We start from the raw sequence: 23,907 nt of genomic DNA, 5'->3' as shown, positions 1-23,907 counted from the left end.
AATCCTTTTTAGAAAAATAAACGTAACAAAATAATTACAATGACTCCTGTTAATACTGTTCCTAATAAACTACGAGTATATATCGCTACGAAGAATGTTGGGATTGCCGCAATGATATAATCCCACTGCACTGTCTCATGCATAAATAATACTTGTGCTAAAAGTGCTGCTAATATCGCAATTGGTATGTAATTTAACCATTTTAAACCCCAGTCTGGAATTTGTAGTTTACTAAATACGAGAAGAGGTAAAATACGTGGTACGAGTGTGACAGCTCCGGCTGCTAGTAAAAGGAATAATACGTCCAATCTTACTTCCATTTTTCAATCACCACCCCGATTGTCGCAGCTAAAAGTGTTGCGATAATAACTGCTATACTATCTGGCATAAATAAGTGTGAAACGTATGCGATAATAATCGCTACAATTGCAACACTTAGATGAATGGCTAGTTTCGGTTTACTACTTATTAGCTGAAGTACAAATAATCCGATAAACATCGCTGGTAACGCATAATCCATTCCGTACGTATGAGGATCTGGTATCCACTCTCCAAAAAGCCCTCCGAGAACTGTAGCTAAAATCCAATTTAAATATGCTGTTACATTAAGTCCCATCATCCATTTCTCGCCTAAATGGCCTTTTTGTGCTGCTTGTTGCACTGCAACGCCGAAAGTTTCATCTGTAATTTGCGAACCAATTATTAAATTTTTAAAAAGAGGTATCTTGGTAAAGTAAGGTGCGAGTGCAGCACTCATTAATAAGTGACGTAAATTAACAAAGAACACAGTAAAAATAATTGCCGAGGCTGGGGCACCCGCTGCATACATACCTGCTAATATAAACTGAGCAGAACCTGCGTAAATTAATGTGGACATAAAAGCAATTTCTATGATCGAGAAACCTGCTGTTTTCGCAATAACACCAGCCGCTATACCGATGCTCAAATATCCAAATACAGTTGGTAAACAATCCTTTACACCTTGCTGAAATGAATCATCGCTCTGCAGTGTCATATGTGCTTGAGCTTTATTCACCATTATCTCCCTCCATTTCTTCTATAGTACGTTTTCCTGTTACGACATGAACTAAATCTATGTTTTCACGCCATAATGTATCTAATTTATCAGCTCCAAACTCCTTCGTAATCTCTTCCACCATAATGTCGTGCCGAACATATTCTGTAGCGACGAGAACTAAAGCTGGATCGTACGTTGTAACGGCCCATGAAGTGCTATCATTTGAAAAGTTAGCAATTAATACTTCTTCCCCATCACGCGCGATAACAGTTAAATGACCACCCATTCTCTTTTCAACGACGTGAGGTGTCATATAATTATGGTGAAATGTCGCTCCTATTTTTGTTTCTGGAGCACCAAATAAAATTGAAAAAATATGTACGCCTTCCGCTTCCTTTTGATGAATGAATGGCTCAATCTCTTGCACTTGATCTTCCCATACAGAAATCCATAACTCTTCTTTTGCTCTATTAATTATATTGCATATTTCTTTCAAAACACGATCATTTGAGCGAATATGCGAAATTACATCAATTTGTCGCTCTTGTTCTAAACAATTTAATTTTCGGTTTAGAAATTCAAAGGACTTTTCAAAATCTTTTCGCATTCGATCCATTAATTCCGTAGCTGGCACTGGTACATATTTCACTGGTTCAGAAGGAACGATATGCACCGCTCCTTTATCCATCAACTTGCCAAGTACTTCATAAATCATCGAACGAGGTACGCCTGTTTGTTTACTAACTTCATAACCTGTTACTGGATAATGTTTTAATAGTCCAATATACGCTTTACATTCGTACTGGGAAAAACCTAACTTTTGTAACTCCTTTATTATTTCATCCATCGGTAACCCCTCACAATTTATATAGCTCTAATTTCAAAACTACGATTTCACTTTCCATTAGTAGTTATTGCTATACCTACTAATATAAAAAAGAAGCCTCTACAAGTCAACTGATAATTCCGAATTTTTATTCGAAATAAAAAGCCTTCTTTTGAAAGGCTTTTTGTGCATAAGGAATTATTTCAACTGTAGAGCATTTAATATATTACCCTCCAAATGCTCACGTAAGGTTGAACCTGTATACTCTTCTCTAAATACACCTGCTCTCACGAATAAAGGAATGACTTCACTAAAGAATAAATCCAATGATTTTGGAGGACCGCCTGGAATTGCAATAAATCCATCTAGTGCCCCTGCTTCAAATCTTTCCATAATTTGCTTACAAATATCTTGTGGTGTGCCAATAGCGACCCAATGAGCAGAACCAACAACTTCTGGTCGTTCTAGTATTTGCTCAACAGTTGGTTCATTTTTTATGATGAAATTCCGTAATAATTCGGCATGCGTTTTACTACGTACAGCTTGATTTCTACTTGGTAGCATATGTTCAGTAACCTTACTTTCTAATGGAAGCCCTCTAACGTCTAATCCAAGAACCATTTCGAGTAAAGCGTACCTCTTCTCTTTTGTAAGGTGTTGATGAGCTTGCCTGTGCATTTCTAGTGCTTCTTCATATGAATCACCAATAAAGAAATATAAACCTGGCAATACACGTACATCATCTTGCTTTCGGCCATGCTTTTCTGCTCTTCTTCTTAAATCTTGACGAAGTTCGATTCCTGATTCTACATCTGGCATTGCGGCAAAAATCGCATCCGCAACAGAAGCAGCGAAATTCCGGCCAGACTCTGAAGCACCCGCTTGAAATAAAGGCATTTCCCCAGAAATATATTGCGGGATATTAAGTGGACCTTTCACCTCAAAATGCTCACCACGATGCTCAATTGGCTGTACCATCTCTCTAATTACATCTGCGTTGTCTTCTTTCAAAACTTCATAAGGATGACTCCTCCAAAGTTTTCTTACTAACTCTGTACATTCTGCCGCTTTCGCGTATCGTTCCTCAGATGGTGGCATCCCTGCCTCACCGAAGTTTTCAGCACCATCAATTGATGTGACAATGTTCCATCCTACTCGGCCGTTACTAATCCAATTTAAAGATTGTAGTTGCCTCGCTAGTATATATGGTGGATAAAATGATGTTGAAGCGGTCGTAACCACTCCAATCTTTTCTGTCGCATAAGCAATTGAAGTAAAAAGTAATGTTGGATCTAAAATTACATTCCCCTTATTACGTGCAATTAAATCTGGATGTGCCACTAAATAATCCGCTTTAAAAACAAAATCTAACTTCGATTTTTCTGCTTGCTTCGCTAACTCTACTTGCTCATCAATTCCCGAATCAAACTCATTCTCTTGTTCTTTCTTTCTAGAAATCAAACATAGTCCAATGCAAAGCTGTTTTTTTGTAGACATATGTACACACCTTCCCCTTAGTTTTTAATTCACCTAGTTAAACAAGTGATGCGACCATCACATCTTGTATTTTTTATAACGCATAAAACGATAATGATTATCAATATCATTTTATGATGTTACTGAAATAAATGCAATAACAAAAAAGACCCCCGCTAATGGGAGTCCTTTATCTCAATATTTCATTTGCTTCTTTTTCATAAATTTTATCAAACGAAGTCATAATACGTTGCGATGCTTGAATCATTTTTTGACTCGACATAAGATCTGCCATCTCTTTCGTCATATCCACATTTGAATTTTCTAGCATATGATTTTTTACTATTCCTGTTCCGTTCGGTAAATCAGCGAGGTTACCTTCTGCTAGTGTAAAACTTTTATTTTCTCGTTGCACAAGGCGAGCATTCGTTTCTGCATCTACTGTTTTCGTTTGCAAGCGGCCAATATTATTTTGTGTTACTTCATCGTATAATGTACCGTCTGCTTGTACAGCTATCTTTGCTCCTTCTGGAATACGAATACGTTCATTATTCTCACCCATTACGAAAGCACCAGATGCTGTTTGTAAATAACGATCACTATTTAATGTAAAACTACCGTCTCTCGTTAAAAATGTTTCATCATTTTTAGATGTAACGAAAAATGATGATGTGCCAGCCGCACCGTCGTCTAAAAAGAAATCTGTAGCACTATTTGTCATTTGTACATTTCCTTGTACTAAGTTCACATGCGTCGCAGCTGGTACGACAGCGTAATCGACCGAGCCGATATTTGTCGCCGATCCGTCTCCACGGCGATATGTGTCTTGCACATCAAATACTTTAGACGTCATGTTTTCTGCTTTAAATCCTGTCGTTTGGGCATTTGCGACGTTATTCGAATGAACATTAATATGCTGCATGTAATTCATCATACCCATAGAACCTATATAAAGACCGTTCATACTCGTTTGAATAAGGCAAGCGCCTTATTCTTCACCTCTTTTCTTACGATGTTTGTAACATTTGTTTTGCTAAATGTTCAGCTGTAGCGATATGTATATGTTGCTTCACGTCTTGTCCGTCTGTCATTAATACAATTGGTGCTGATGATACTGCTGGAATTTTTAACAATTCACCACTACTCGCTGTTTCATCAAATTTCGTAAATACGATTCCATCAATATGAATATCTTTAAAATTCGTAATGATTTCAATCATATCTTTACTTTTCATAGAAGCAGATAACGTTAAACAAATATAATCTGGCTCTACTTGCCCCATCGTCTCAATCATTTCTTCAACCGTATCTGACGTACGATAATTCTTTCCAGCCGTATCTATTAAAATATAATCGACGCGGGCTTCTTCTTTAAAATAAGTAAGTGCTCTTGCCATTGCGGGTTCATCTCGCACAGCGATAACTTCTGCTCCAATTGTTTTTACGTAATCTTGCAGTTGCTGTACCGTTCCGATGCGAGAGTGGTCTGTTGTAATAAAACCAACCGTTTTTTTCTTACCGTGAAACTGCCACGCCATTTTCGCAAGTGTCGTCGTTTTTCCAACGCCAGTTGGACCGATTAATGCAATTGTTTGTACCTCTTTTTCAAATACGTTTTCAGTATTGAAATGAGATCTCATATCTTCCAATATGTATCCGATGACTTCTTCTTCTGTAATCATCGTTGCATTCTCAAACTTCACTTTTAATTTTTCAGCATATGCATGAATGAAATATTGTTCCACATCGTTTTGTTCTAACATCCGAATTACTTTTTGAATAATAAATGGTACAGATTCCTGTTTTTCTTTTTTTATAACTACTTCTTCTTTCTTTACAGGAATAGCTTGTTTCACAACAGGCTGTTTTTTAGCTACCTTCGTCTCCTCCGTACGTTTCACAACGACAATACCATTTTCAAACAGTTGTAATAGTTTCTCTTTTTTTCTTGCCCATTCTTCACTATTGCCTGTTTGCATCGCTGCGTATGACATAGAAGTCGTTACGTTTTCTAAATTGTGCAAGACAGATTGAATTCCATTCACCTTCACGATTTCTTCTGAAGATTCACCTACAACATCCATTAATTGTTCATGAAATTGAGTTACGCCTTCGTTACTTTCTTCCTGTTTATCTTCAGGAAAAGCGACTAACATTTCATAATTCTTCTTCCAAAAAAACGGGATGTTTCGTTTTACACTTTCATCGACAACGTAGTAATAATCTGTACCATATTGGTCAAATAACTTTCGATACAATTCATTTTTCGAAGCTGCTTTTATTCGCATTAACGCTTCTTTTTTTTCTGTACTTTCCATTACTTCACCTCCTACTATTCAATATAAGCAATTTGATCTACAACAATTTCTGGTGCTAATTCACTAATACATAATACTTTAGCTTCTATTTGATAACGTTCAAGAAGTCTCACAATCGCAAACCTGAAATCTTTTCTGCGTGTTAATAATACTGGCTCTCTTCCCATTAAACGAGCTTGTTTGAAAACGCGCTGTACTTGCTCTACTACACGCGTTTCTAAATCTAGATCCCAGTTTAATAAATAACCTTGGTATGAATTATTAACAACATCTGCATCTAACTCGATTGAATCAGCGAAAAGTGCTGCATAAATTTTCCCATCAGGATTTTTCGCACTCTCACAAATAACTTTTGAAATACATTCACGTACAAATGCAGTGACACCATCAACATGGTTTTGATAAATTTCTTTCCCGTCAATAATACCTTCAATAATTGTCGGTAAATCACGGATTGAAATTCCTTCTTTCAGCAGTTGTTTAATAACATTTTGAACGAGTGATAAATCGATTTCTTTCTTCTTAATTTCTTCTAATAAAACGCCATTATCAGTTTCAAGCGAGTGAATCAAGTCTTTCACATGTTGACGCTGAATTAACTCATGAAGGTTACGTCTAACGACAACATCTAAATGCGTAATTAATATGCTAAGCGGCTCTAACACTTGATAGCCTTTCATTTGTGCATCTTGTACCATATGCTCCAAAATCCAATATCCATCTTCACCAAAAATTGGATCTTTCGCCGGCTCTGCATCTAAATCAGCCATTACGTTCGGTGTTTTCAGTGCTAATAAATAACCCGATTTTAAAACACCTTCAGCCGCCTTCGCACCTTTAATACGAATAATGTAACGTCCGCGTGGTCTAAAGCTCGTATTATCTTTAAAGTTAATTCCAGGAACGTTAATACCAAGGTCAGTAATAATCGACTTCCTCATAAGAACAACTTTATCACGAGCTGTTTCCCCGTTAATCTTCTGCTTTACAAGTGCCGCTAAATCTAAACCGAGCTCTACGATAATTGGATATTTATCTGTAAACACGCCGAATGAATCTTCCACTTGTTGCAGTTGCTCTTCATCGCCTTGAATCATTTCTAATTCTTTTTGAAGCTCGTCTTCTTTTTCTTTCTTTATTCGCTTTTTATTACGAACTCCTAAGAAAACAATCGTGCCTCCAACGAGAGCAAATGGTAGAAATGGTAACGGTGTAAAAACACCCATTGCGATAAATAAACCACCGAGTGCATATACAACAACTTCATGCGCTAATAACTCTTTAAAGATTCCTTCAGTTACTGTATCAGCTGAACCGTCAAATACACGCGTTACGATAATACCTGTTGAAATCGCAAGCATTAACGAACCGATTTGGTTTACAATTCCGTCACCGACAGTTAACTGTGTATAGTGAATAGCCGCATCTGCAAAGCTCATTCCTTGCTGCATCATACCGACAATTAAACCGAAAATAATGTTTACGAATAAAATGACAATCCCGAAAATAACGTCCCCTTTAATGAACTTTCCGGCACCATCCATCGCTCCGTAAAACTCTGTTTCCATATTTAATTTTTTTCGTTTCGCCTGTGCATCTTTTTCTGTAATAAGACGCTGATTCAAGTCAGCATCGATAGACATTTGTTTCCCTGGTAAAGAATCAAGTGTAAAACGAGCTGCTACTTCAGCTGTACGAGACGCACCGTTTGCAACGATAAACTGGAATATGATTAATACTATAAAAATAACGATACCAATTAATAAGTTCCCGCCAATTACGAACTGGCCGAACTCTTCAATAACATGACCCGCATTTCCGTCTGTTAAAATCGCTCGCGTCGTCGAAACGTTAATCGATACGCGGAAAATCCCGATTAATAACAACATCGTCGGAAATGACTTTAATTCATCCCACTCGTTAATACTTGTAGCTCGCATATAAATAAGCACTGACATACTTAGTAGAAAAACGATAACGATATCAAGTATAAATGGTGGAAGTGGAATTAAGAGCGCCACAACGAATGACGCTGCTAAAAAAATAGAAAAATAGGTTCTTGCAGAATCCATCTTAAACAAAGAGATCCCCTCCAAACGCGCTATTATACTTCAAGTTCTTTCGTTTGAATTAAATAGCGCATAACTTCAATTACAGCTACATATAAATCTTCTGGAATCGTCTCGTCTTCCTCGACTTGATAATATAAAGAACGAGCAAGCGGGCGGTTTTCCACCATTGGTATTTCTTGTTCACGGGCAAGCGTTCGTATATATAATGCGAGCTCATCTTCCCCTTTTGCAACGACAATAGGCGCTGCATCAACTTGTTTATTGTAACGAAGCACCACTGAAATATGCGTCGGGTTGTTCACAATAAACGTTGCACCATCCATCTTCTTCGCAATTGTCCCTTGCAAGATGGCATGCATAAAGTTTTTTCGTTTCCCCTTTACTTGCGGGTCCCCTTCATTATCTTTATGCTCCCTTTTCACTTCTTCTTTTTTCATCTTAATATCTTGTTCGTACTCCCATTTTTGATAAATGAAATCAATAATAGAAAGAATGATTAAAATAATTAAAATGGCTAAAAAGATAAATTTAATTTGGCTAATAATTTCAGTAAGTGACGCCGTCCAGTTAAATCCAATCATACTAACAATCTTCTCTAAATTCTTTTTAAAGAGAACGTACGAAACGTAACCGATTAATCCCATATAAAACAGTGATTTCAAAATATCTACTAAACTTTTACGACTAAACAATCTCGTAAAATAGTTTTTCGGATTAATACGTGATGCTTTCGGCTTAAGTACTTTAGAAGAAAATAAGAAACCAACTTGAATCATATAATTGAACAAATGAAAAGCATATACAAGTATTAATATAGGAGCCGATACTTTCAGAAGTAATATGCCCATTAAATAAAAATACTCGGTCGAATCTGTATTTTTTCCAATTTGATCAAACAGTACCGCTACGGAATGTGCAATCTCATAGCCGAGCCAATCTCCGAAAAAGTAAACGACAACTGCTAATACAAGAATGGAAAATAAATTATTTAAATCTTTACTCCGGGCGATATTCCCTTCTTCACGCGATTTTTTACGCTTCTGCGGGGTGGCCTTTTCTGTTTTATTATCCTTTGCCATGCGCGTCCCCCTACTTCGTTAAGAAAAAGTTAAATAGTTTCGTATACTCTTCCAGTAATACGTCTGTCATATTTTTAAACACATAACCGAGCATCGGTACACTCATCGCAATAAACAAAATACCACACGTTATTTTAATTACGTACGCATTCATAAAAACGTTTAATTGCGGTGCATTTTTTGCGATTAAAATAAGGACGAAATTAATAATGAATAGACTGCCCATAAGTGGCAAAGCAATTTCAACCGCTGATGTAATTGCAAATAATAACGTTGCGAGTAGACTATCTAAAAAACTAGTCGTCAACAATTTTGAAATCGCCTCTGTATATTGAAACGACTTTAAAATCGTGGCAACGAAATAGTTAATGCCGCCAAGTGAAATAAAAATAATAAGAAAAAATATATCAAAAATTGTTGATAGCAAAGTGGACTGTGACCCTGCATTTACATCAAATAAACTCGCCTGTGATAAACCGATATCAAAGTCTAAAATATGCCCTGCCATTTTCGGAATGTTCCACAGCATCTCTACAATTTTTGAAAGTGATAATCCAATTACAATTTGCGTTCCTGCATAAGCTGCTACATCCCAAACTGTCTTTATGTGAGAGACATCCACTTGATCTGCCACTGTAATCGAAAGAGCGAGTCCAAATGTAACCTTTGCCATCGCCGGAATTGATCGACCTGAGAAAAACGGTAGAAAATATAAAAATGAAGTAATGCGACAAAACGCAAAAAACGTCGCCGCCCATAATTCCATATTCATTTCAGTTCACCTATCTTAGTACGAACGCAATAGCGATGGGATTTTATCAAATAAATCTAAAATAAGCATCGTTAACTCTTGAAACATCCACGGACCTAAAATGATAATAACGAGCACAATACTCGCCATTTTCGGTAAAAACGTCAGCGTTTGCTCTTGAATTTGCATCATCGCCATAATAACGGCGATAATAATAACGACAATCATACTCACAACGGCAATCGGCATTAAAATCATAACCCCTTTATAAAAAAAGGTTTGGAAAATATCTATAATTGGTGACGTATTCATTTATATGACTCCTATCACATAGCATCAAACGCTTCAGGCGACTGTTTTAAACATAATATCGACGATTTTTGTATATCCACCTAAATATACGAAAACGAGTATTTTAAATGGTAAACTTAAAATCATCGGCGGTACCATCATCATCCCAAGGTACATTAAAAGTGTACTAATAATTAAATCAATAAAGACAAACGCTAAATAAATGAACATCCCTGTAAGTAAACCTTTTTGAATTTGCGTTAACGTAAAGGATGGCACAAGCGTAAACAATGAAAGATCCTTTAAATCTTTCGGCAACTCTTCTCCGCGCACTTTCAGCATCATTTTCAAATCGTGCTTATACGTATGCTTCGACATATAATCTTTCATAATCGGAGCTGTCGTCTCCGCAGCTTGACTTACTGTTATTTTTTCTTTCGTCATCGGGTCCCACACGTCACTCTTTAACTGACCAAGTACTGGCTGCATCGTAAATAGCGATAAAAATAAAGCGAGCCCAACTAGCACTTGGTTCGGTGGTAAATTCATTACCCCAAGCCCTTGACGAGTAATCCCAAGAACAATCATAAAATACGTAAAATGCGTAAATAATAGAACGATAGAAGAAGATAATGATAGAAGGGTAACGAGCGCGAATAGTTGTACACTTGAATTACTCGTAAACTCTTTTCCATTTTCGAAATTAATAAAACCGTTCGGGGCTGCATACGCTGGATTTACAAAAACAAATGAAAAAATTATAGAAAATGCGAAAATAACGGCAAATAACGATAACTGTTTCTTTATTCTCATGATGGATCCTCTACTTTTTTCGTTTCACTCTTCACCGCGTCTTCTAGCGCTTGTTGAAACTGATTTCCTGTTCCTGTTAATTGCACAGACTGCACACCATTATTACTAATAACAGTAAACACTTGCTTCCCGTCCACTTCAAATAAAAAGGCGCTCGTTTGATGATTTAAATAAACACCATCTTTCACTTGAATATGGCCGTTTTCACCTTGCTTAAAAAACTGCTGTTTGCGCGTCTTTTTCGTCATATAATATGCACCATAACCGAGCGCACCAAACAGTAAAACGACTTGAAATAAGGTCGTCATATACGACATATGACTCCTCCTCTACTCTTTATCCTGCATTTGATTTTGCGCCTTCATAAGCGCCGCGTGTTTCTTGTCAGCTTCAATTTCAGAAATAATAATGCCAAACTTCTCGTCCATTACTATTGCCTCACCAATACCGACTTTCATATCACTTAAATATACATCTACTTTATGTCCTAAATTTTTCTCTACTTCAAGAACATCGCCAACTTTTAATTGCTTCACATCACCAAGCGTAATAGATGACTTCCCAAGCTTTACTCCAAGTTCAATCGAAATGTCTGAAACGGTATCAATATGTGCCTTCCCCGCTTCATTTCGCTTCCCTGCAAATTCTTCTAATCCCATTAATGACACAGGAGATACTTCATGCTTCATATGGATCCTCCTACTCTATAAAACTTTTAAATAGGAGCGCCTTACGCGTTCCATCTTTCCCGATAAAACAATTAAATTTATGCTTTCCATCTACATAACCACGTAGTTGGTCTGAAACCTTTGTATGAAGCGGAATAATATCGCCTTCTTCAATTTGCTCGATCTCGCCCATTGTCATCTTCTGCTCACCAATTGCAACATGGACAGGTTTATACACTTGATTTACTTTCACTTCTACTTCAGACGTATACTTTTTACGCTTATCCGAAGAATGTTCGACAATATTTTCAGACGTTAACTTATCCATAATTTCTTCAACAGATAAGAACGGAATACCGATACGAACTGTCGTATTCCAAAACTCTGTTTTCATATTTACATTCAGTAATGAAATAATATCGCTTGCCGTCGTAATCTTCAGCGCATTCGGATCTGTCTCCGTCGTTACAAACTTCGGTTCAATCGCAACAACGCTTTCAAATGATTGCTCTAAATTTTTACAAAGAAGCAAGAATATATTATCAAGCGTTAAAAATTCAAACGCCGTTAACGGTCTACGCATCGTAAAATTACGCTTACTATCTCCACCAAGCCAGCATTCATGAATATATATAACGAACGCTAAATCAATCTCAATAACAATTTCTCCAAGTTCTGGTAAACCGATATCAATAACGCAATATAAATAATAATCTTTCGGCATTTTCTCTACATACTCACTCGTAAATGGAACTTGCTCAACCGTTGAAGGCTCTAGTTCAATTGGAATACGCATACGAGCTGACAACGTCTGTGACGTCTGCTTTCCAAATGTAGACGCAATCGCCTGCAAACTACGTAAATGTTCAACACCAAACTTCTCTGGTCTATTAAAATCATACTCTTGAAATTTATCTTGCTTCCCTGCTTCTTGTGCGAAAGCTGGCATTTCCTCGCCTTCATTCACCGCCTTCAGCAGGGCATCAATTTGCTCTTGGCTTAATTTATCGCCACTCATGACAATCCCCTTCCCTACCTTTTCAATTCAACGATTTCAACGTACATTTTCCCATTCTTCGTCAAAATCTTTCCGGTTCCAATCTCTTCATTCTCAAGCATAAGACGCACCGTATTTTTCGTTGAATTTTCAAGACGATACAATGTACCTTTCGTAATATGAAGCAGATCTTCAATTTTCTTTTTCGTATTTCCGATTTCAAAATAAATTGTTAACGGAATATCATCTTGTAATTTCAAATCTAGCCAACTCCCATATCATGTTCAAAAAAATTTCATGTTCTCTATTTATATAATGAAATTTTCTATTTCGAAACGTCGATATTTAATATTTTTTTAATATATCCTTGCGTTTCTTTAAATGGTGGTACGCCTCCGTACTTTCTCACATTACCAGGACCAGCATTATAAGAAGCAAGCGCCAATACGAGATCACCGTTATTTTTCTTTAAATAACCACTTAACTCTTTCACGCCGCCTTCAATACTTTCAGCTGGTGAGAATGGATTTTTTATACCCATCTCTTTCACATTCGCTGGCATAAGCTGCATCAGCCCCATCGCCCCTGCATGTGACACCGTTTTCGGATTAAAATTAGACTCTACTTCAATCATTTTTTGAATTAACGTTTTCGGAATTCCATATGTATTGCTTACGCGATCAATAATATCCTCATACTTACCTTCATTTGAAAAACGTATTTTCTGAATATTATATTTATTCGTTAATCCCCACGTATCAGCAGGCTCATTTTTCGTTTCGGGGAAACGTCGTTCAAACTCTTTTTGTGCAACTTGCACTTCATCTACTTGCTTCGTTTCAGCTTTTTCCTCAGGCTTACTCGCTTCCTCTACTTTATTAATAGATTCTTCCGGTTTATTAACAACCGTTTCTATTTTCGTAGATTGTACCGGCTGACTCATATCTTCTACTTTTGCCGTTTGCGGAGTAACCTTCGTCTCCTTCGCAGGTTCACTCTGCAATTGATCTTGGAAACGACTACTAACGAACGCCTGTGGACTACTTAACTTTTGCTGCATCTGTCCTTTTTTATATGCAAGAACTTCTTTTACTATATTTCCAACTACCATAATATCACCTTTTCGGTAAACAAAGATAATCTAATATTAGAGTTTTTTTAAAAAGTTTGCAATAATCCTTTTAATAATATTTTAATAAAAAAATGAATATATTGTTAAACTGTTATTTTTTTATATTTATTAATTCGAATTTTTAGTTGACACCCGTTATAGCAAGGCTTACAATAAATCTCGAAATCGATTTTTTCGCATATTACCGTTTTTCGATTTGCAGAAAAGTCAATATAAAAAAATGGGGGTTCTTAACATGAGAATCAATACAAATATTAACAGCATGCGTACTCAAGAGTACATGCGCCAAAACCAAGCAAAAATGAGCAACGCTATGGACCGTTTATCAAGCGGTAAACGTATCAACAACGCTTCTGACGATGCAGCAGGTCTTGCAATCGCAACTCGTATGCGTGCTCGTGAAAGCGGTCTAAACGTAGCTGCTAACAACACACAAGATGGTATGTCATTAATCCGTACAGCTGATTCAGCTTTAAACTCTGTATCTAATATTTTACTTCGTATGCGTGACCTAGGAAACCAATCTGCAAGTGAAACAAATACTGACAAAAACCAAGCAGCAATGCAAAAAGAATTTGAAGCATTAAAAGAACAAATTGATTATATTGCTAAAAATACACAATTCAATGATACTAACCTGTTAGATGCAGCTCCTGGTGCAGCAAAAGAAATCAAAATCCAAACTTTAGACTCTGATAATTCAGGAACTAAAATTGGGATTAAATTACAAGGTGCTACATTAAACGCATTAGGAATTGATACTTTAAAAATTGGTACTGATAAACTTTCTCAAGCTAAATTGGATACTGCTACAACTACAATTAAACGTCTTGCGACACCGAATGCTGACGCACCAATCCTTGATTTAGATGTTCAAGCAGCTAAGGAATCTTTTGAACAAATCAAAGACGCTTATAGTGATACTGATAAAGCGGCAATGAAAAAGGCGTTTGATGATTATGCTAATGAAGCCGATCCAGCTAAAAAATCTAACCTAGCAAAAGCTATTAGTACTGCTTTCGGAACTGTTGCAGTACCTGGAACTGATACAATTGACCCTTCTAATGCTATCGGAAAAATTGATGCAGCTCTTAAATTAATTGCAGACAACCGTGCAACTTTAGGTGCTACATTAAACCGTCTAGACTTTAACGTAAACAACCTTAAGAGCCAAGCATCTAGCATGGCATCAGCTGCTTCTCAAGTAGAAGACGCCGATATGGCGAAAGAAATGTCTGAGATGACTAAGTTCAAAATCTTGAACGAAGCTGGTATCAGCATGCTTTCTCAAGCAAACCAAACTCCACAAATGGTTTCTAAATTATTACAATAAGCCATTTGAGTTAGTTTCATGAACAAACCTCTCTGCTTGCGGAGAGGTTTGTTTTTTCTATATAAATAGATTAAAAGCCTTTTTTTAGCCTGGAGAGAAGCTCTAGCCATATCTAGAAGCGGTCAGGGCTTACTTTAGCCTCGTCCTGTGTATGAAAACCAAAAGATAAAGTGAGCATAAGCCCTGTTTTCTCTTCATAGCTGTTTATTAGCTCTAGAACACGGGATATATAGATCTATAAGAAGTGTCTAATATGCGTATTAGTAGGAATGTTTTAAGTATGGATGCTAGGCAGTCGCTGTATGAGAATGAGAGACGTATGAATGTTGCACTTAGTATCGTTTCACAGGCCAATCAAATTCCGCAATGGTTTCGAAGTTATTGCAGTTTTAAATAAAACCTTTAAAACTGCAATAACTTCATAAAAAAATAAAAGGGAGATACATATATGCTATGTGTCCCACTTTTATATCAGCCTATCCTTTATAAATAATATCCTCCGCTAAAGAAGTAAACATTTCCCCAACAAGCGAGTCTTCGTCATATACACATGAGTCTTTATTTTCTTCACGTTTTGCAAAAGGTATTTGGGCGATTACTTCTGTTTGCAGTTGTTCTGCTAACATTTCGCCGCCACCTTTTCCGAAGAGATAGTTTCTTGAACCATCTTGTTCTTCGTAATATGCCATATTTTCAACGATACCTAAAATATCGTGTTTCGTATGTTTTGCCATTACTCCTACTCTAGAAGCTACAAATGAAGCTACGTTATGGGGTGTCGTAACGATAATTTCCTTCGCTTGTGGAATCATCGCAGCAACATCAATCGCAACATCTCCTGTTCCAGGTGGTAAATCTAGAAGAAGGTAGTCTAATTCTCCCCAGTGCGTGTTCGCAAGGAAGTTTTGTATCCATTTGTTTAACATCGGCCCGCGCCACATTACTGGGTTATTACCTTCTGTGAAGAATCCCATCGACATAATTTTAACACCGTGACTTACGACTGGAATTGCTGTTTGATCGATCATTGTTGGTTTTTCATTCGTTTCCATCATTGCCGGGATACTGAACCCGTATATATCTGCATCTAAAATCCCAACCTTTTTGCCCATACGCGCTAACGCAGTAGCAAGATTAATCGTCACAGTTGATTTTCCGACTCCCCCTTTTCCGCTTGTTATAGTAATAAAACGTACCCTTGAATCAGGTCGGAGCATACTAGGCATACCTGTTTCTGTTCTAGCCTCTTTCTTTAAAGACGCTGTTAATGTTGCTCGTTCTTCTGGCGTCATTGAACCGAATGTTAAGGAAACTTTCGATGCTCCAATATTTCGAAGTGATTCTTCAATATCTTGTTGAATTTTCGCCTTTAACGGACAACCTTGTATCGTTAAAACGACTTCTAGCCCAACTTCTGTACCATCTATTTTTATATTTCTAACCATGTTTAATTCCACAATACTTTTGTGTAACTCTGGATCTTCTACATGGCTTAAAGCGTTCATAATTTGTCCGTGAGTAATCATCCTACACATTCCTTCCATTGTAATTATTTTACCTTGTGAAAAAAGTCTCCGCTTTTCCCACCCGTTTTTTGAACTAAATATATTTCTTTCATAACCATCGTTTTATCAACAGCTTTACACATATCGTAAAAAGTAAGAGCGGCAATCGATACAGCAGTTAATGCTTCCATTTCTACACCTGTTTTACCACTGCATTTTACGGTTGCTCGTATCGTTAACTCATACCCATCACTTGACTTTTCATAATGGAACGTAAAGTCTGTTCCTTGGATTAATATCGGGTGACACATCGGAATAATATCCGCTGTTTTTTTAGCACCGATTATTCCAGCTAATTGTGCTACTTGGAGCGGGTCTCCTTTTTTCAATCCACCACTTTGAATTGCTTCAAATAGTTCATTTGATAAAGAAATTGTACTTTGCGCAACAGCTGTACGTGTTGAAATATCCTTTTGAGAAATATCAACCATTTTAGCTCTTCCCTCTTCGTTCCAATGCGAAAACTCACTCATAATGATCCTCCTTAACGTATGAAAGATGAAATGTTCGAATGGAAAGAATTAACCTCCACTTACAGGCGGGATAAACGCTACGATATCTCCGACTTTTACGATTTCTTCTTCTGTTACAAATTCTTCATTAATTGCTACCATAACTGTATCCAGCGTTTGTAAGTGATAGTTATCTTCCAGCCATTTTTTCAATTGCTGAACATTCATCTCTCGTTTTTCTATTATCTCTAATCTCTCTGAACCAACTTCTTCTCGTAAATTTGCGAACAGTAAAATTGTAATCATTCTCTCATTCTTCTTTCTTTGGTTTTCCTTCTGGATAGGGAGTATTTTCGAGTTGATCTCCAATCCACTCCGTTCCATCTTCCCAAAATTCTTTTTTCCAAATTGGGACGATTCTCTTTATACGTTCAATTGCGTATTCATTCGCTTCGTACGCTACTTTACGATGTGGTGACGATACTGCAATGACAACGGCAATATTCATTATTTCTAGTCGTCCTACCCGGTGCGTGATTGCTATTTTTGCATCCGGCCACTGTTTCTTAATTTCTTCTCCAATTTCAGTAAGCTTTTTTACTGCCATCGGTTTATAAGCTTCATACTCAAGATGTAACGTTCGTTTTCCTTTCGTTACTTCTCTTACCGTTCCAATAAAAGTTGTAATGGCCCCTGCTTCTCGTCTTGCTACTTTATCCGTTACTTCTTCCACTACAATGGGAGTATCTACAATTTCAAATCGTGCTTGTCCCATCAAAACCTCTCCCCGCTTTACGTAATGTCCAAGGCCATTCACTGCCTTCGTTATCTTCTAATAAGAGAATGTCTACAAACATCCCTTTCTTATATCCTCTCGTTCCGCCTAGTAGTACGATAAAAACATTTGATTCCGCTAATGAAGAAACAGAACTAGATTTATCAAATCCTGATGGATAAGCGATTAGTTGTCCTTCGTTATACTGAAGCTTAGCTCGTACAAATCTTGTAAATGGATTCGGTTTTAGAAAATCTTCTCCGAGTATTGCCTTTTCTCGTTTTACATGTGGTGTTTCGCTAAACATATACGTCCGTATGCTAGGTTTTACAAATAACTCAAAGCCTACGTAACAAGCAGACGGATTACCTGATAATCCGAATAATAATTTTCCATTTAATTGTGCTACAGTCGTGACGCTACCCGGCCGCATGGCTACTTTATTAAAAAGAACTGATGCGCCTAATCTTTCGTATATAGCTGGCAAATAGTCATAGTCGCCTACCGAAACACCACCAGTTGTAATTAACATATCCACTTCGCTTAACGCTCTTTTCACTGCTTCGTAGCACGTATGCAAATCGTCGCTAAACTTCCCAAAGTATTTTACTCTTCCACCAGCTCTTCGAATTTGAGACGATATCATATACGTATTACTATTTCGGATTTTCCCAGGTTGTAGTTCTTCATTTACATCGAGAAGTTCACTCCCAGTCGCTAATAGTCCTATGATTGGCTTTTTCGCTACTGGTACTTCGCTATAACCGAATGTGGCAAGAAGAGCAGAAATGCCTGGAGTAATGTAACAACCTCTTTTTGCGAGAACAGTTCCTTTACGTGCATCTTCACCTTGAAAGGATATATTGTCCCCTTCTTTAAATGAGCGCCTCACTTCCATATAGCTTTTTCCGATATTCTCATATTGACGATGACGAGTCAGTTCTAGCATGACGACCGCGTTACATCCTTTCGGAATTTGTGCCCCTGTCATAATTCGAACTGCTTGAAACGCTTCTACTTCTTTATGGAATACAGAGCCTGCTCCAATTTCACCGATTACTTCAAATACAATTGGATTCTCACGACTTGCCCGCGAAGTATCTTCTGCCCTAATAGCAAATCCATCATATGGTGAGCGGTCGAAAGAAGGCACATCGTGATCCGCTACTATATCGTCTGCTAACGTACGTCCGTATGCTAATTCCAGTGGTACTAGTTCTTTTACACCACAATTAGCAAATGCCATCACTTTATGAACAGCCTCTTCAACTGTAATTGGCACTCTTCTTTCCATCATTACCAATCCCTCTCTATTATCCTAATAACCGATAGTATAGTTGTTTCGCTTTTTGAATTTCATTCGTGCCATGAATAAATACACGACCATCATGAAAAATGACGATGCGATACTCTTCTAATTGGCAAGAGAGCAAATACGGATTCCGATCAACTTTCCCGTGGTTCTTTAATACTTTTTCTAACTCATCAAAGTTGTAATGTCTATTATGCGCCGGTCTAATTTGAACTGTATTTCTTCCGCATAAAACAGCTGTCTTCGTTTGATTTTCGTATGATAAATAAGGATAAGTTCTATTTGTTCCGCACGAAGGACAGTCTTCTGTTTTGATTTTTCCTAGTTTGATAGAATGATATTGATTACTCCATATATCAAACATTAAAAAAGTTTTTCTAATTGCTGTGTAATCTTCTACTAAAACTTTGAATGCTTCTGCTACTTGATACGCTGCGACGATTTGAACAGCTGGACTAATAATTCCAACTGTGTCACATGTCGCCCCTGTAACAGGAACACTTTTCAACACGCAATGTAAGCACGGTGTTTTCTTCGGAATAATTGTATAGCTCATGCCATAACTTCCGACACAAGAACCGTAAATCCAAGGGATATTGTATTTTTGTGATGTATCATTAATCACGAACCGAATATCGAAATTATCTGTTGCATCAATAATGACATCGACACCACCTAGTAAAGCTTCCATATTATCTACTCTTGCATCCATTACAAGAGCTTGAATTTGCACGTCTGAATTAATTTGTTTGAGACGATTCTGCGCTGCAATTGCTTTTGGCAACTTTTCTATCGCATCTTGTTCAGCGTAAAGTTGTTGCCGCTGTAAATTACTCCATTCTACGTAATCGCGATCAATAATCGTTAATTTCCCGATACCTGCACGTACAAAGCTTTCTGCACTTGCACTTCCTAACGCACCTGCCCCTATTATTAATACATGCTTATTTCTAATCTTCTCTTGCCCTTCTTTTCCAATAGGAGTGAACAACTGTTGTCGTGAATACCGCTCTATCATGAGGTAACCTTCCTTTCATGTAAAAATCAGCTTCATATACTGTTATTTTTTCAATACATCTTCTTCGGTAGCACTTTGTTTCTGATAACAAGAAAAATAAGCGAATCCAACAAATCCAGCTCCGCCAATTACATTTCCGATAAAGACTGGCACAAAGTTTTTCGCAAGATCCATCCACGTAAGGTGACCCGCAAAAATAACTGCTGAAATGACAAACATATTTGCTACTACTTGCTGAAACCCAATTACGACAAATGCCATAATCGGAATCCAAATCCCAACAATCTTTCCGATTAAATCGTTCGTTCCATACGCTAACCAAATTGCAAGGCAAACGAGCCAGTTACAACCAATTGCCAAAATTAAAGTTCTTCCGAAAGATTCATGTAATTTATCTTGAGCTATCGCTATCGTTTTATTTAAATAGGCACCTTCAGTTAACCCGCCAAGGTGACCGAAACAATACGCTACGAAAAGTGCACCTGCGAAGTTCGTTAAAGTGATCCACGCCCAATTGTTTAACACATGTTTCAATGAAATTTTCCGTGCATACAGTGCCATGGCCATCGACATCATATTTCCCGTAATTAATTCTCCTCCTGCTAAAACAACGAGCATAAGTCCAATAGGAAAAACCGCTCCTCCTATAAAATTGACTAAACTTCCCCACTGCTCCGGTACATTACCTAGAACACGAATATTAAGTAAAAATCCTAATGAAATGAATGCTCCTCCTAAAAAACCAAGAATAAGCATCGCTGATAGCGGTTGCCTCACCTTTTGAACACCGGATTCAATCACAAGCGCAGCAATTTGTTCCGGTTTATGAAATGCCATAACCAATTCCTCCATTTTTCTCATCTAAAAAAAGCAGCACCAAAAACCCTTATCATCGTAAGGATTTTTGAATGCTGCTTAATCTCTCTGCATATCTCTTACAGAAATATCAATCATCATTTTTACTATACTCATAGAAAGTGTACAAAACTTGCACATTTCCCACTATTTACGTTAACAAAGAGAATCTACATTCTTAGTAGCTTCTCAGCCACCGATATGCGACATTTCAATTTTCGGCATTGCTTTTTTATTCGTATTGCTTAACCGTTCGTCTGAATAACGGTCTGAACGATTATTCCAAATGTCACGAATAACATTAGTAATCTCCTCATCCGTATATCCAAAGCGAAGTAATTCTTTAAGATCGTTTCCTTTAGAAGCAAACAAACATGTATACAATTTTCCTTCTGCAGAAATACGCGCTCTTGTACATGATGAGCAGAACGAATCCGTTACAGAAGAAATAATTCCTATTTCTTCTTCGCTACCAACATAACGATAACGTGTTGCAACTTCACCAGGATAGTTCGCTTCAATATGTTCAAGCGGTATCACTTTATGAATCATCTCTACTATTTCCTGCTTAGAAACTACTTCACCTAATTCCCAGCCGTTAAAATTTCCGACATCCATATATTCAATGAACCGAAGGATATGCTTATTCTCTTTAAAGTACTCTGCCATCTGAACGATGTCTTCTTCATTTTTCCCTTTTTGGACAACCATGTTCATTTTAATTTTCATTCCGGCTTCCGCTGCAGCCTGTATTCCCGCAAGAACCGTTTTTACTTTACTTCTATTCCCATTTAAATAAGAGAATCGTTCTTCATTTAACGAGTCTAAACTAACTGTTACACGAGATAAACCCGCCTTATATAAATCTGGAGCAAACTTTTTAAGTAATGATCCATTTGTCGTTAAACCAATATCCTCTACTCCATCAATTTCGTTTAACCGCTGTATGAGTTCAGGTAAGTCTTTTCGAAGTAAAGGCTCTCCTCCGGTAATACGTAACTTTCTTACACCTAAAGAAACGAAAATACGTGTAATCCTTTCAATTTCATCAAAAGATAAAATTTTATCATTAGACAAAAAAGAATAATCACGACCAAATATTTCTTCTGGCATACAATATCGACAGCGAAAATTACAGCGATCAGTAACAGAAATACGTAAATCCTTTAAAGGACGATCTAATTTGTCTAATGTAACAGATTTCATGATTATTGCCTCGTTTCTACTTATTTTATATTTATAATCCGCTCTGGATGCGTATATACATTTAAAGATTTATTACGAATGAAGCCTATTGTAGTAATCCCTAACTGCTCCGCTAGTTCTAATGCTAACTCAGTTGGAGCTGATTTTGACAATATTACTTCACAGCCAATTTTCGCAACTTTTAATAGAATTTCAGAAGAGATACGTCCACTAAAAACAATAATTTTATCACCAATCGAAATGTTATTTTTTAAACAATAGCCGTAAATTTTGTCTAAAGCGTTATGTCTTCCTATATCCATACGGCTTAAAACAATTCCACTCACATTACATAAAGCTGCATTATGAACGCCGCCTGTATGTTGAAACGTAGACGCAGATTGCTGCATATCATTCATTAACCGAAAACAATCCTCGGCAGAGATCTTTACGCGAATATCATTCATTTCTTTCGCAGTCAGCGCATCGTTCGCAAAAACAAACCCTTGCCTACTCATTCCACAGCACGAAGTAATATAACGTTTGTTTTGTATGTCACGATAATAAGGATTGATTTTCGTCGTTTTTACATGTACATAGCCTTCTTTTTCTTGCATCCATATTTCATCAATATCTTCATACTTTCGGATAATGCCTTCAGAGGCTAAAAAGCCAATTACCATATCTTCAATATACTCTGGAGTACTAACCATTGTAACAAATTCCTGGCCGTTAATTTTAACCGTAACAGGAAACTCTGTTACAATGCTGTCCTCTATATGTTTAAATTCCCCTTGCTCATATTTAAAAATTTTCCGTTCCACCTGAATCGATTTCACGATGAGCATCCTTCTCTCACGTTATATTTTTATCAAAAACGAACACGGAAACTGCAATATCTTCATCTACTTTCATATCAGAAAACAGATGAACTAACTTCGCACCAACAAGTTCTTCTAAATGTTCATGAGGATTAGCCACATACACTTCTTGAATCATTTTCGTTCGAGCCATATGAACCATTTCCGCCCCATCCGTAGTTCCCGAAATAAATTTCTCAGTAGGCGTTAAATTCCCATAAAGTGTTGCAATCGCCATGTTCTCGGTAAATACAGTATGAATTCTTTCCGGCCCTTTCCCGAACAACTCTTTTCGAAGCTTTCGGATCATATCATTAAATTCATGTACCATTTTTGACATACTCTCATTCCTTCCTAGTTATTCCATCACAACTATTTTAACAAAATGACCATTTCGCCTAAACTATTTAATAATGAGACGAAATGGATCACCTTTTACAATTATCTCAAGTACGCAAACAACATATGAAATACTATTATTGTTGCTTATCTATTCCTCTTTTAACCCTTTACCCATACCTTTTAAGAAATGAAGACCAAATCCGATAGCACGATTAATATCTGGATCCTTCAGTACTTTCATAAGGTCTAATATTCCTACTTTTTTATTGCTTTGCAAATGCTGATTTCCTTCATCCATACCTGTTAATACACTACCTATAAGCTTTTTCGTAAGTGCCGGATCAAGTTCTGTTAAAGCTCCTGCAGCGCCCATCATATTATTAATTAAATTTGTAACTGGTTCACGGGTGACTTGACCTAGAACAATTTTTGCGATTGGTTCTTTCGCTTTCAACATAGAATTTGCTGCTTCCAGCATCCCGATGTCATTTAGTTCACCTACTATATTAAACATTTGATTTAAAGCATCTTCATTATTAGCTAGCAGTTCTTTTAAAGCTTCGAGTTTTTGTTGTTTAAGTTCTTCCTCAGTTAGCTCCTGCTTCTGGATCGCTTGAATAGGTGCTGCCATATTCTTTTCTCCTCCCTAGTTATCCCGCTATTTGCAGGCAATAAGACCCCTACCTCAAAATTCAGCGAAAGCAAAGAAGTTAGGTGGGGGTCGGGCTGCCCGTAAACGCCCGATTGGTTCAACTAATAATCAGTGGGT

At 37.1% G+C, this 23,907-nt stretch carries 29 protein-coding genes; 2 read left to right on the top strand and 27 right to left on the bottom strand.

Annotated features, from left to right (window positions below; all coding sequences use genetic code 11):
* Positions 1-8: 8 nt before the first annotated feature.
* The 16 genes from MR066_RS07740 to MR066_RS07665 all read right to left on the bottom strand — a co-directional run bounded on the left by MR066_RS07740 (position 9) and on the right by MR066_RS07665 (position 13,420).
* Complete coding sequence (locus MR066_RS07740; RefSeq protein WP_002086437.1) at positions 9-320, bottom strand: AzlD domain-containing protein; 312 nt, start codon at positions 318-320, stop codon at positions 9-11.
* Positions 311-1,039 (bottom strand): AzlC family ABC transporter permease, encoded by a 729-nt coding sequence (locus tag MR066_RS07735; RefSeq protein WP_002126646.1) that lies wholly within the window; start codon positions 1,037-1,039, stop codon positions 311-313. Before MR066_RS07735 ends, MR066_RS07740 begins: the two co-directional genes overlap by 10 nt.
* Positions 1,029-1,865 (bottom strand): TrmB family transcriptional regulator, encoded by an 837-nt coding sequence (locus tag MR066_RS07730; protein WP_002141154.1) that lies wholly within the window; start codon positions 1,863-1,865, stop codon positions 1,029-1,031. Before MR066_RS07730 ends, MR066_RS07735 begins: the two co-directional genes overlap by 11 nt.
* 177 nt (positions 1,866-2,042) lie before the next feature.
* On the bottom strand, positions 2,043-3,341 hold the full coding sequence (locus MR066_RS07725) for an NtaA/DmoA family FMN-dependent monooxygenase (protein WP_242246541.1): 1,299 nt from the start codon (positions 3,339-3,341) through the stop codon (positions 2,043-2,045).
* A 169-nt stretch (positions 3,342-3,510) separates the two neighbouring features.
* Positions 3,511-4,284 (bottom strand): flagellar basal-body rod protein FlgG, encoded by a 774-nt coding sequence (locus MR066_RS07720; protein ID WP_033716436.1) that lies wholly within the window; start codon positions 4,282-4,284, stop codon positions 3,511-3,513.
* A 43-nt stretch (positions 4,285-4,327) separates the two neighbouring features.
* Complete coding sequence (flhF, locus tag MR066_RS07715; RefSeq protein ID WP_242246522.1) at positions 4,328-5,638, bottom strand: flagellar biosynthesis GTPase FlhF; 1,311 nt, start codon at positions 5,636-5,638, stop codon at positions 4,328-4,330.
* A 14-nt stretch (positions 5,639-5,652) separates the two neighbouring features.
* The gene (gene flhA, locus MR066_RS07710; protein WP_242246520.1) at positions 5,653-7,719 is read right to left on the bottom strand and encodes a flagellar biosynthesis protein FlhA; all 2,067 of its coding nucleotides are present in this window, start codon (positions 7,717-7,719) and stop codon (positions 5,653-5,655) included.
* Between the two features lie 23 nt (positions 7,720-7,742).
* On the bottom strand, positions 7,743-8,789 hold the full coding sequence (flhB, locus tag MR066_RS07705) for a flagellar type III secretion system protein FlhB (protein WP_002064663.1): 1,047 nt from the start codon (positions 8,787-8,789) through the stop codon (positions 7,743-7,745).
* A 10-nt stretch (positions 8,790-8,799) separates the two neighbouring features.
* A complete protein-coding gene (locus MR066_RS07700; protein ID WP_001055697.1) occupies positions 8,800-9,561 on the bottom strand; it encodes a flagellar biosynthetic protein FliR in 762 nt (253 codons plus the stop codon).
* A gap of 15 nt (positions 9,562-9,576) precedes the next feature.
* A complete protein-coding gene (locus MR066_RS07695; protein ID WP_002011993.1) occupies positions 9,577-9,852 on the bottom strand; it encodes a flagellar biosynthetic protein FliQ in 276 nt (91 codons plus the stop codon).
* Between the two features lie 33 nt (positions 9,853-9,885).
* Complete coding sequence (locus MR066_RS07690; protein WP_002126633.1) at positions 9,886-10,644, bottom strand: flagellar type III secretion system pore protein FliP; 759 nt, start codon at positions 10,642-10,644, stop codon at positions 9,886-9,888.
* Complete coding sequence (locus tag MR066_RS07685; protein ID WP_000121176.1) at positions 10,641-10,961, bottom strand: hypothetical protein; 321 nt, start codon at positions 10,959-10,961, stop codon at positions 10,641-10,643. The genes MR066_RS07690 and MR066_RS07685 overlap by 4 nt, the downstream gene beginning before the upstream one ends.
* Positions 10,962-10,973: 12 nt before the next feature.
* A complete protein-coding gene (gene fliN, locus MR066_RS07680) occupies positions 10,974-11,333 on the bottom strand; it encodes a flagellar motor switch protein FliN (RefSeq protein ID WP_002011996.1) in 360 nt (119 codons plus the stop codon).
* A 10-nt stretch (positions 11,334-11,343) separates the two neighbouring features.
* Positions 11,344-12,330, bottom strand: a complete 987-nt coding sequence (gene fliM / locus MR066_RS07675; RefSeq protein ID WP_242246518.1) for a flagellar motor switch protein FliM — start codon at positions 12,328-12,330, stop codon at positions 11,344-11,346.
* Positions 12,331-12,344: 14 nt separating this feature from the next.
* Complete coding sequence (locus MR066_RS07670) at positions 12,345-12,569, bottom strand: flagellar motor switch protein FliN (protein WP_000775712.1); 225 nt, start codon at positions 12,567-12,569, stop codon at positions 12,345-12,347.
* Between the two features lie 65 nt (positions 12,570-12,634).
* The gene (locus tag MR066_RS07665) at positions 12,635-13,420 is read right to left on the bottom strand and encodes a lytic transglycosylase domain-containing protein (protein WP_242246516.1); all 786 of its coding nucleotides are present in this window, start codon (positions 13,418-13,420) and stop codon (positions 12,635-12,637) included.
* Between the two features lie 256 nt (positions 13,421-13,676).
* On the opposite strand from MR066_RS07665, the gene MR066_RS07660 reads away from it, so the two are divergent.
* A complete protein-coding gene (locus MR066_RS07660; protein WP_242246741.1) occupies positions 13,677-14,774 on the top strand; it encodes a flagellin N-terminal helical domain-containing protein in 1,098 nt (365 codons plus the stop codon).
* A 253-nt stretch (positions 14,775-15,027) separates the two neighbouring features.
* Positions 15,028-15,171 (top strand): hypothetical protein, encoded by a 144-nt coding sequence (locus MR066_RS07655; protein ID WP_472927091.1) that lies wholly within the window; start codon positions 15,028-15,030, stop codon positions 15,169-15,171.
* Between the two features lie 79 nt (positions 15,172-15,250).
* On the opposite strand, the gene MR066_RS07650 is transcribed toward MR066_RS07655, so the two are convergent.
* The 11 genes from MR066_RS07650 to MR066_RS07600 all read right to left on the bottom strand — a co-directional run bounded on the left by MR066_RS07650 (position 15,251) and on the right by MR066_RS07600 (position 23,769).
* Positions 15,251-16,318, bottom strand: a complete 1,068-nt coding sequence (locus tag MR066_RS07650) for a P-loop NTPase (protein ID WP_242246514.1) — start codon at positions 16,316-16,318, stop codon at positions 15,251-15,253.
* A 5-nt stretch (positions 16,319-16,323) separates the two neighbouring features.
* Positions 16,324-16,812, bottom strand: coding sequence for a cyclic pyranopterin monophosphate synthase MoaC (moaC, locus tag MR066_RS07645; RefSeq protein WP_242246512.1), 489 nt, complete (start codon positions 16,810-16,812; stop codon positions 16,324-16,326).
* 48 nt (positions 16,813-16,860) lie between these two features.
* Positions 16,861-17,097, bottom strand: coding sequence for a molybdopterin converting factor subunit 1 (moaD, locus tag MR066_RS07640; protein ID WP_242246510.1), 237 nt, complete (start codon positions 17,095-17,097; stop codon positions 16,861-16,863).
* Between the two features lie 4 nt (positions 17,098-17,101).
* On the bottom strand, positions 17,102-17,566 hold the full coding sequence (locus MR066_RS07635; protein ID WP_242246500.1) for a molybdenum cofactor biosynthesis protein MoaE: 465 nt from the start codon (positions 17,564-17,566) through the stop codon (positions 17,102-17,104).
* A complete protein-coding gene (locus MR066_RS07630) occupies positions 17,547-18,860 on the bottom strand; it encodes a molybdopterin molybdotransferase MoeA (protein ID WP_242246739.1) in 1,314 nt (437 codons plus the stop codon). The genes MR066_RS07635 and MR066_RS07630 overlap by 20 nt, the downstream gene beginning before the upstream one ends.
* 19 nt (positions 18,861-18,879) lie before the next feature.
* Positions 18,880-19,896 carry a molybdopterin-synthase adenylyltransferase MoeB gene (locus tag MR066_RS07625; RefSeq protein WP_242246497.1) on the bottom strand — a complete coding sequence of 339 codons (1,017 nt, stop codon included), beginning with the start codon at positions 19,894-19,896 and terminating at the stop codon, positions 18,880-18,882.
* Between the two features lie 42 nt (positions 19,897-19,938).
* Positions 19,939-20,733 (bottom strand): formate channel, encoded by a 795-nt coding sequence (locus tag MR066_RS07620; RefSeq protein WP_002141133.1) that lies wholly within the window; start codon positions 20,731-20,733, stop codon positions 19,939-19,941.
* 207 nt (positions 20,734-20,940) lie between these two features.
* Positions 20,941-21,957 (bottom strand): GTP 3',8-cyclase MoaA, encoded by a 1,017-nt coding sequence (gene moaA, locus MR066_RS07615; protein ID WP_242246494.1) that lies wholly within the window; start codon positions 21,955-21,957, stop codon positions 20,941-20,943.
* A 20-nt stretch (positions 21,958-21,977) separates the two neighbouring features.
* Positions 21,978-22,775, bottom strand: coding sequence for a formate dehydrogenase accessory sulfurtransferase FdhD (fdhD, locus tag MR066_RS07610; protein WP_002086466.1), 798 nt, complete (start codon positions 22,773-22,775; stop codon positions 21,978-21,980).
* Between the two features lie 16 nt (positions 22,776-22,791).
* Positions 22,792-23,136 carry a Na-translocating system protein MpsC family protein gene (locus MR066_RS07605; RefSeq protein ID WP_002012015.1) on the bottom strand — a complete coding sequence of 115 codons (345 nt, stop codon included), beginning with the start codon at positions 23,134-23,136 and terminating at the stop codon, positions 22,792-22,794.
* 150 nt (positions 23,137-23,286) lie between these two features.
* Complete coding sequence (locus MR066_RS07600; protein ID WP_242246485.1) at positions 23,287-23,769, bottom strand: helical membrane plugin domain-containing protein; 483 nt, start codon at positions 23,767-23,769, stop codon at positions 23,287-23,289.
* Positions 23,770-23,907: the final 138 nt, after the last annotated feature.

Origin of the sequence: Bacillus cereus group sp. BfR-BA-01523, assembly GCF_022662615.1 — a bacterium.
GTDB classification, from domain to species: Bacteria; Bacillota; Bacilli; order Bacillales; family Bacillaceae_G; genus Bacillus_A; species Bacillus_A mycoides.
Note: the sequence above shows the minus strand (reverse complement) of the source record. Positions and strands in the feature narration are given on the sequence as shown.

What these genes read in the sequence shown, in the direction of transcription:
- MR066_RS07685 (WP_000121176.1), bottom strand. Translation starts at nt 10,961, where the DNA reads ATGTCGTATATGACGACCTTATTTCAAGTCGTTTTACTGTTTGGTGCG.
- MR066_RS07650 (WP_242246514.1), bottom strand. Translation starts at nt 16,318, where the DNA reads ATGGAAGGAATGTGTAGGATGATTACTCACGGACAAATTATGAACGCT.
- moaD (WP_242246510.1), bottom strand. Translation starts at nt 17,097, where the DNA reads ATGATTACAATTTTACTGTTCGCAAATTTACGAGAAGAAGTTGGTTCA.
- MR066_RS07660 (WP_242246741.1), top strand. Translation starts at nt 13,677, where the DNA reads ATGAGAATCAATACAAATATTAACAGCATGCGTACTCAAGAGTACATG.
- MR066_RS07630 (WP_242246739.1), bottom strand. Translation starts at nt 18,860, where the DNA reads ATGGAAAGAAGAGTGCCAATTACAGTTGAAGAGGCTGTTCATAAAGTG.
- MR066_RS07730 (WP_002141154.1), bottom strand. Translation starts at nt 1,865, where the DNA reads ATGGATGAAATAATAAAGGAGTTACAAAAGTTAGGTTTTTCCCAGTAC.
- MR066_RS07695 (WP_002011993.1), bottom strand. Translation starts at nt 9,852, where the DNA reads ATGAATACGTCACCAATTATAGATATTTTCCAAACCTTTTTTTATAAA.
- MR066_RS07725 (WP_242246541.1), bottom strand. Translation starts at nt 3,341, where the DNA reads ATGTCTACAAAAAAACAGCTTTGCATTGGACTATGTTTGATTTCTAGA.
- MR066_RS07740 (WP_002086437.1), bottom strand. Translation starts at nt 320, where the DNA reads ATGGAAGTAAGATTGGACGTATTATTCCTTTTACTAGCAGCCGGAGCT.
- MR066_RS07620 (WP_002141133.1), bottom strand. Translation starts at nt 20,733, where the DNA reads ATGGCATTTCATAAACCGGAACAAATTGCTGCGCTTGTGATTGAATCC.
- MR066_RS07600 (WP_242246485.1), bottom strand. Translation starts at nt 23,769, where the DNA reads ATGGCAGCACCTATTCAAGCGATCCAGAAGCAGGAGCTAACTGAGGAA.
- MR066_RS07690 (WP_002126633.1), bottom strand. Translation starts at nt 10,644, where the DNA reads ATGAGAATAAAGAAACAGTTATCGTTATTTGCCGTTATTTTCGCATTT.
- moaA (WP_242246494.1), bottom strand. Translation starts at nt 21,957, where the DNA reads ATGAAATCTGTTACATTAGACAAATTAGATCGTCCTTTAAAGGATTTA.
- MR066_RS07655 (WP_472927091.1), top strand. Translation starts at nt 15,028, where the DNA reads ATGCGTATTAGTAGGAATGTTTTAAGTATGGATGCTAGGCAGTCGCTG.
- MR066_RS07635 (WP_242246500.1), bottom strand. Translation starts at nt 17,566, where the DNA reads ATGGGACAAGCACGATTTGAAATTGTAGATACTCCCATTGTAGTGGAA.
- fliN (WP_002011996.1), bottom strand. Translation starts at nt 11,333, where the DNA reads ATGAAGCATGAAGTATCTCCTGTGTCATTAATGGGATTAGAAGAATTT.
- MR066_RS07605 (WP_002012015.1), bottom strand. Translation starts at nt 23,136, where the DNA reads ATGTCAAAAATGGTACATGAATTTAATGATATGATCCGAAAGCTTCGA.
- MR066_RS07700 (WP_001055697.1), bottom strand. Translation starts at nt 9,561, where the DNA reads ATGAATATGGAATTATGGGCGGCGACGTTTTTTGCGTTTTGTCGCATT.
- MR066_RS07735 (WP_002126646.1), bottom strand. Translation starts at nt 1,039, where the DNA reads ATGGTGAATAAAGCTCAAGCACATATGACACTGCAGAGCGATGATTCA.
- MR066_RS07625 (WP_242246497.1), bottom strand. Translation starts at nt 19,896, where the DNA reads ATGATAGAGCGGTATTCACGACAACAGTTGTTCACTCCTATTGGAAAA.
- flhF (WP_242246522.1), bottom strand. Translation starts at nt 5,638, where the DNA reads ATGGAAAGTACAGAAAAAAAAGAAGCGTTAATGCGAATAAAAGCAGCT.
- flhB (WP_002064663.1), bottom strand. Translation starts at nt 8,789, where the DNA reads ATGGCAAAGGATAATAAAACAGAAAAGGCCACCCCGCAGAAGCGTAAA.
- MR066_RS07665 (WP_242246516.1), bottom strand. Translation starts at nt 13,420, where the DNA reads ATGGTAGTTGGAAATATAGTAAAAGAAGTTCTTGCATATAAAAAAGGA.
- fliM (WP_242246518.1), bottom strand. Translation starts at nt 12,330, where the DNA reads ATGAGTGGCGATAAATTAAGCCAAGAGCAAATTGATGCCCTGCTGAAG.
- MR066_RS07720 (WP_033716436.1), bottom strand. Translation starts at nt 4,284, where the DNA reads ATGAACGGTCTTTATATAGGTTCTATGGGTATGATGAATTACATGCAG.
- moaC (WP_242246512.1), bottom strand. Translation starts at nt 16,812, where the DNA reads ATGAGTGAGTTTTCGCATTGGAACGAAGAGGGAAGAGCTAAAATGGTT.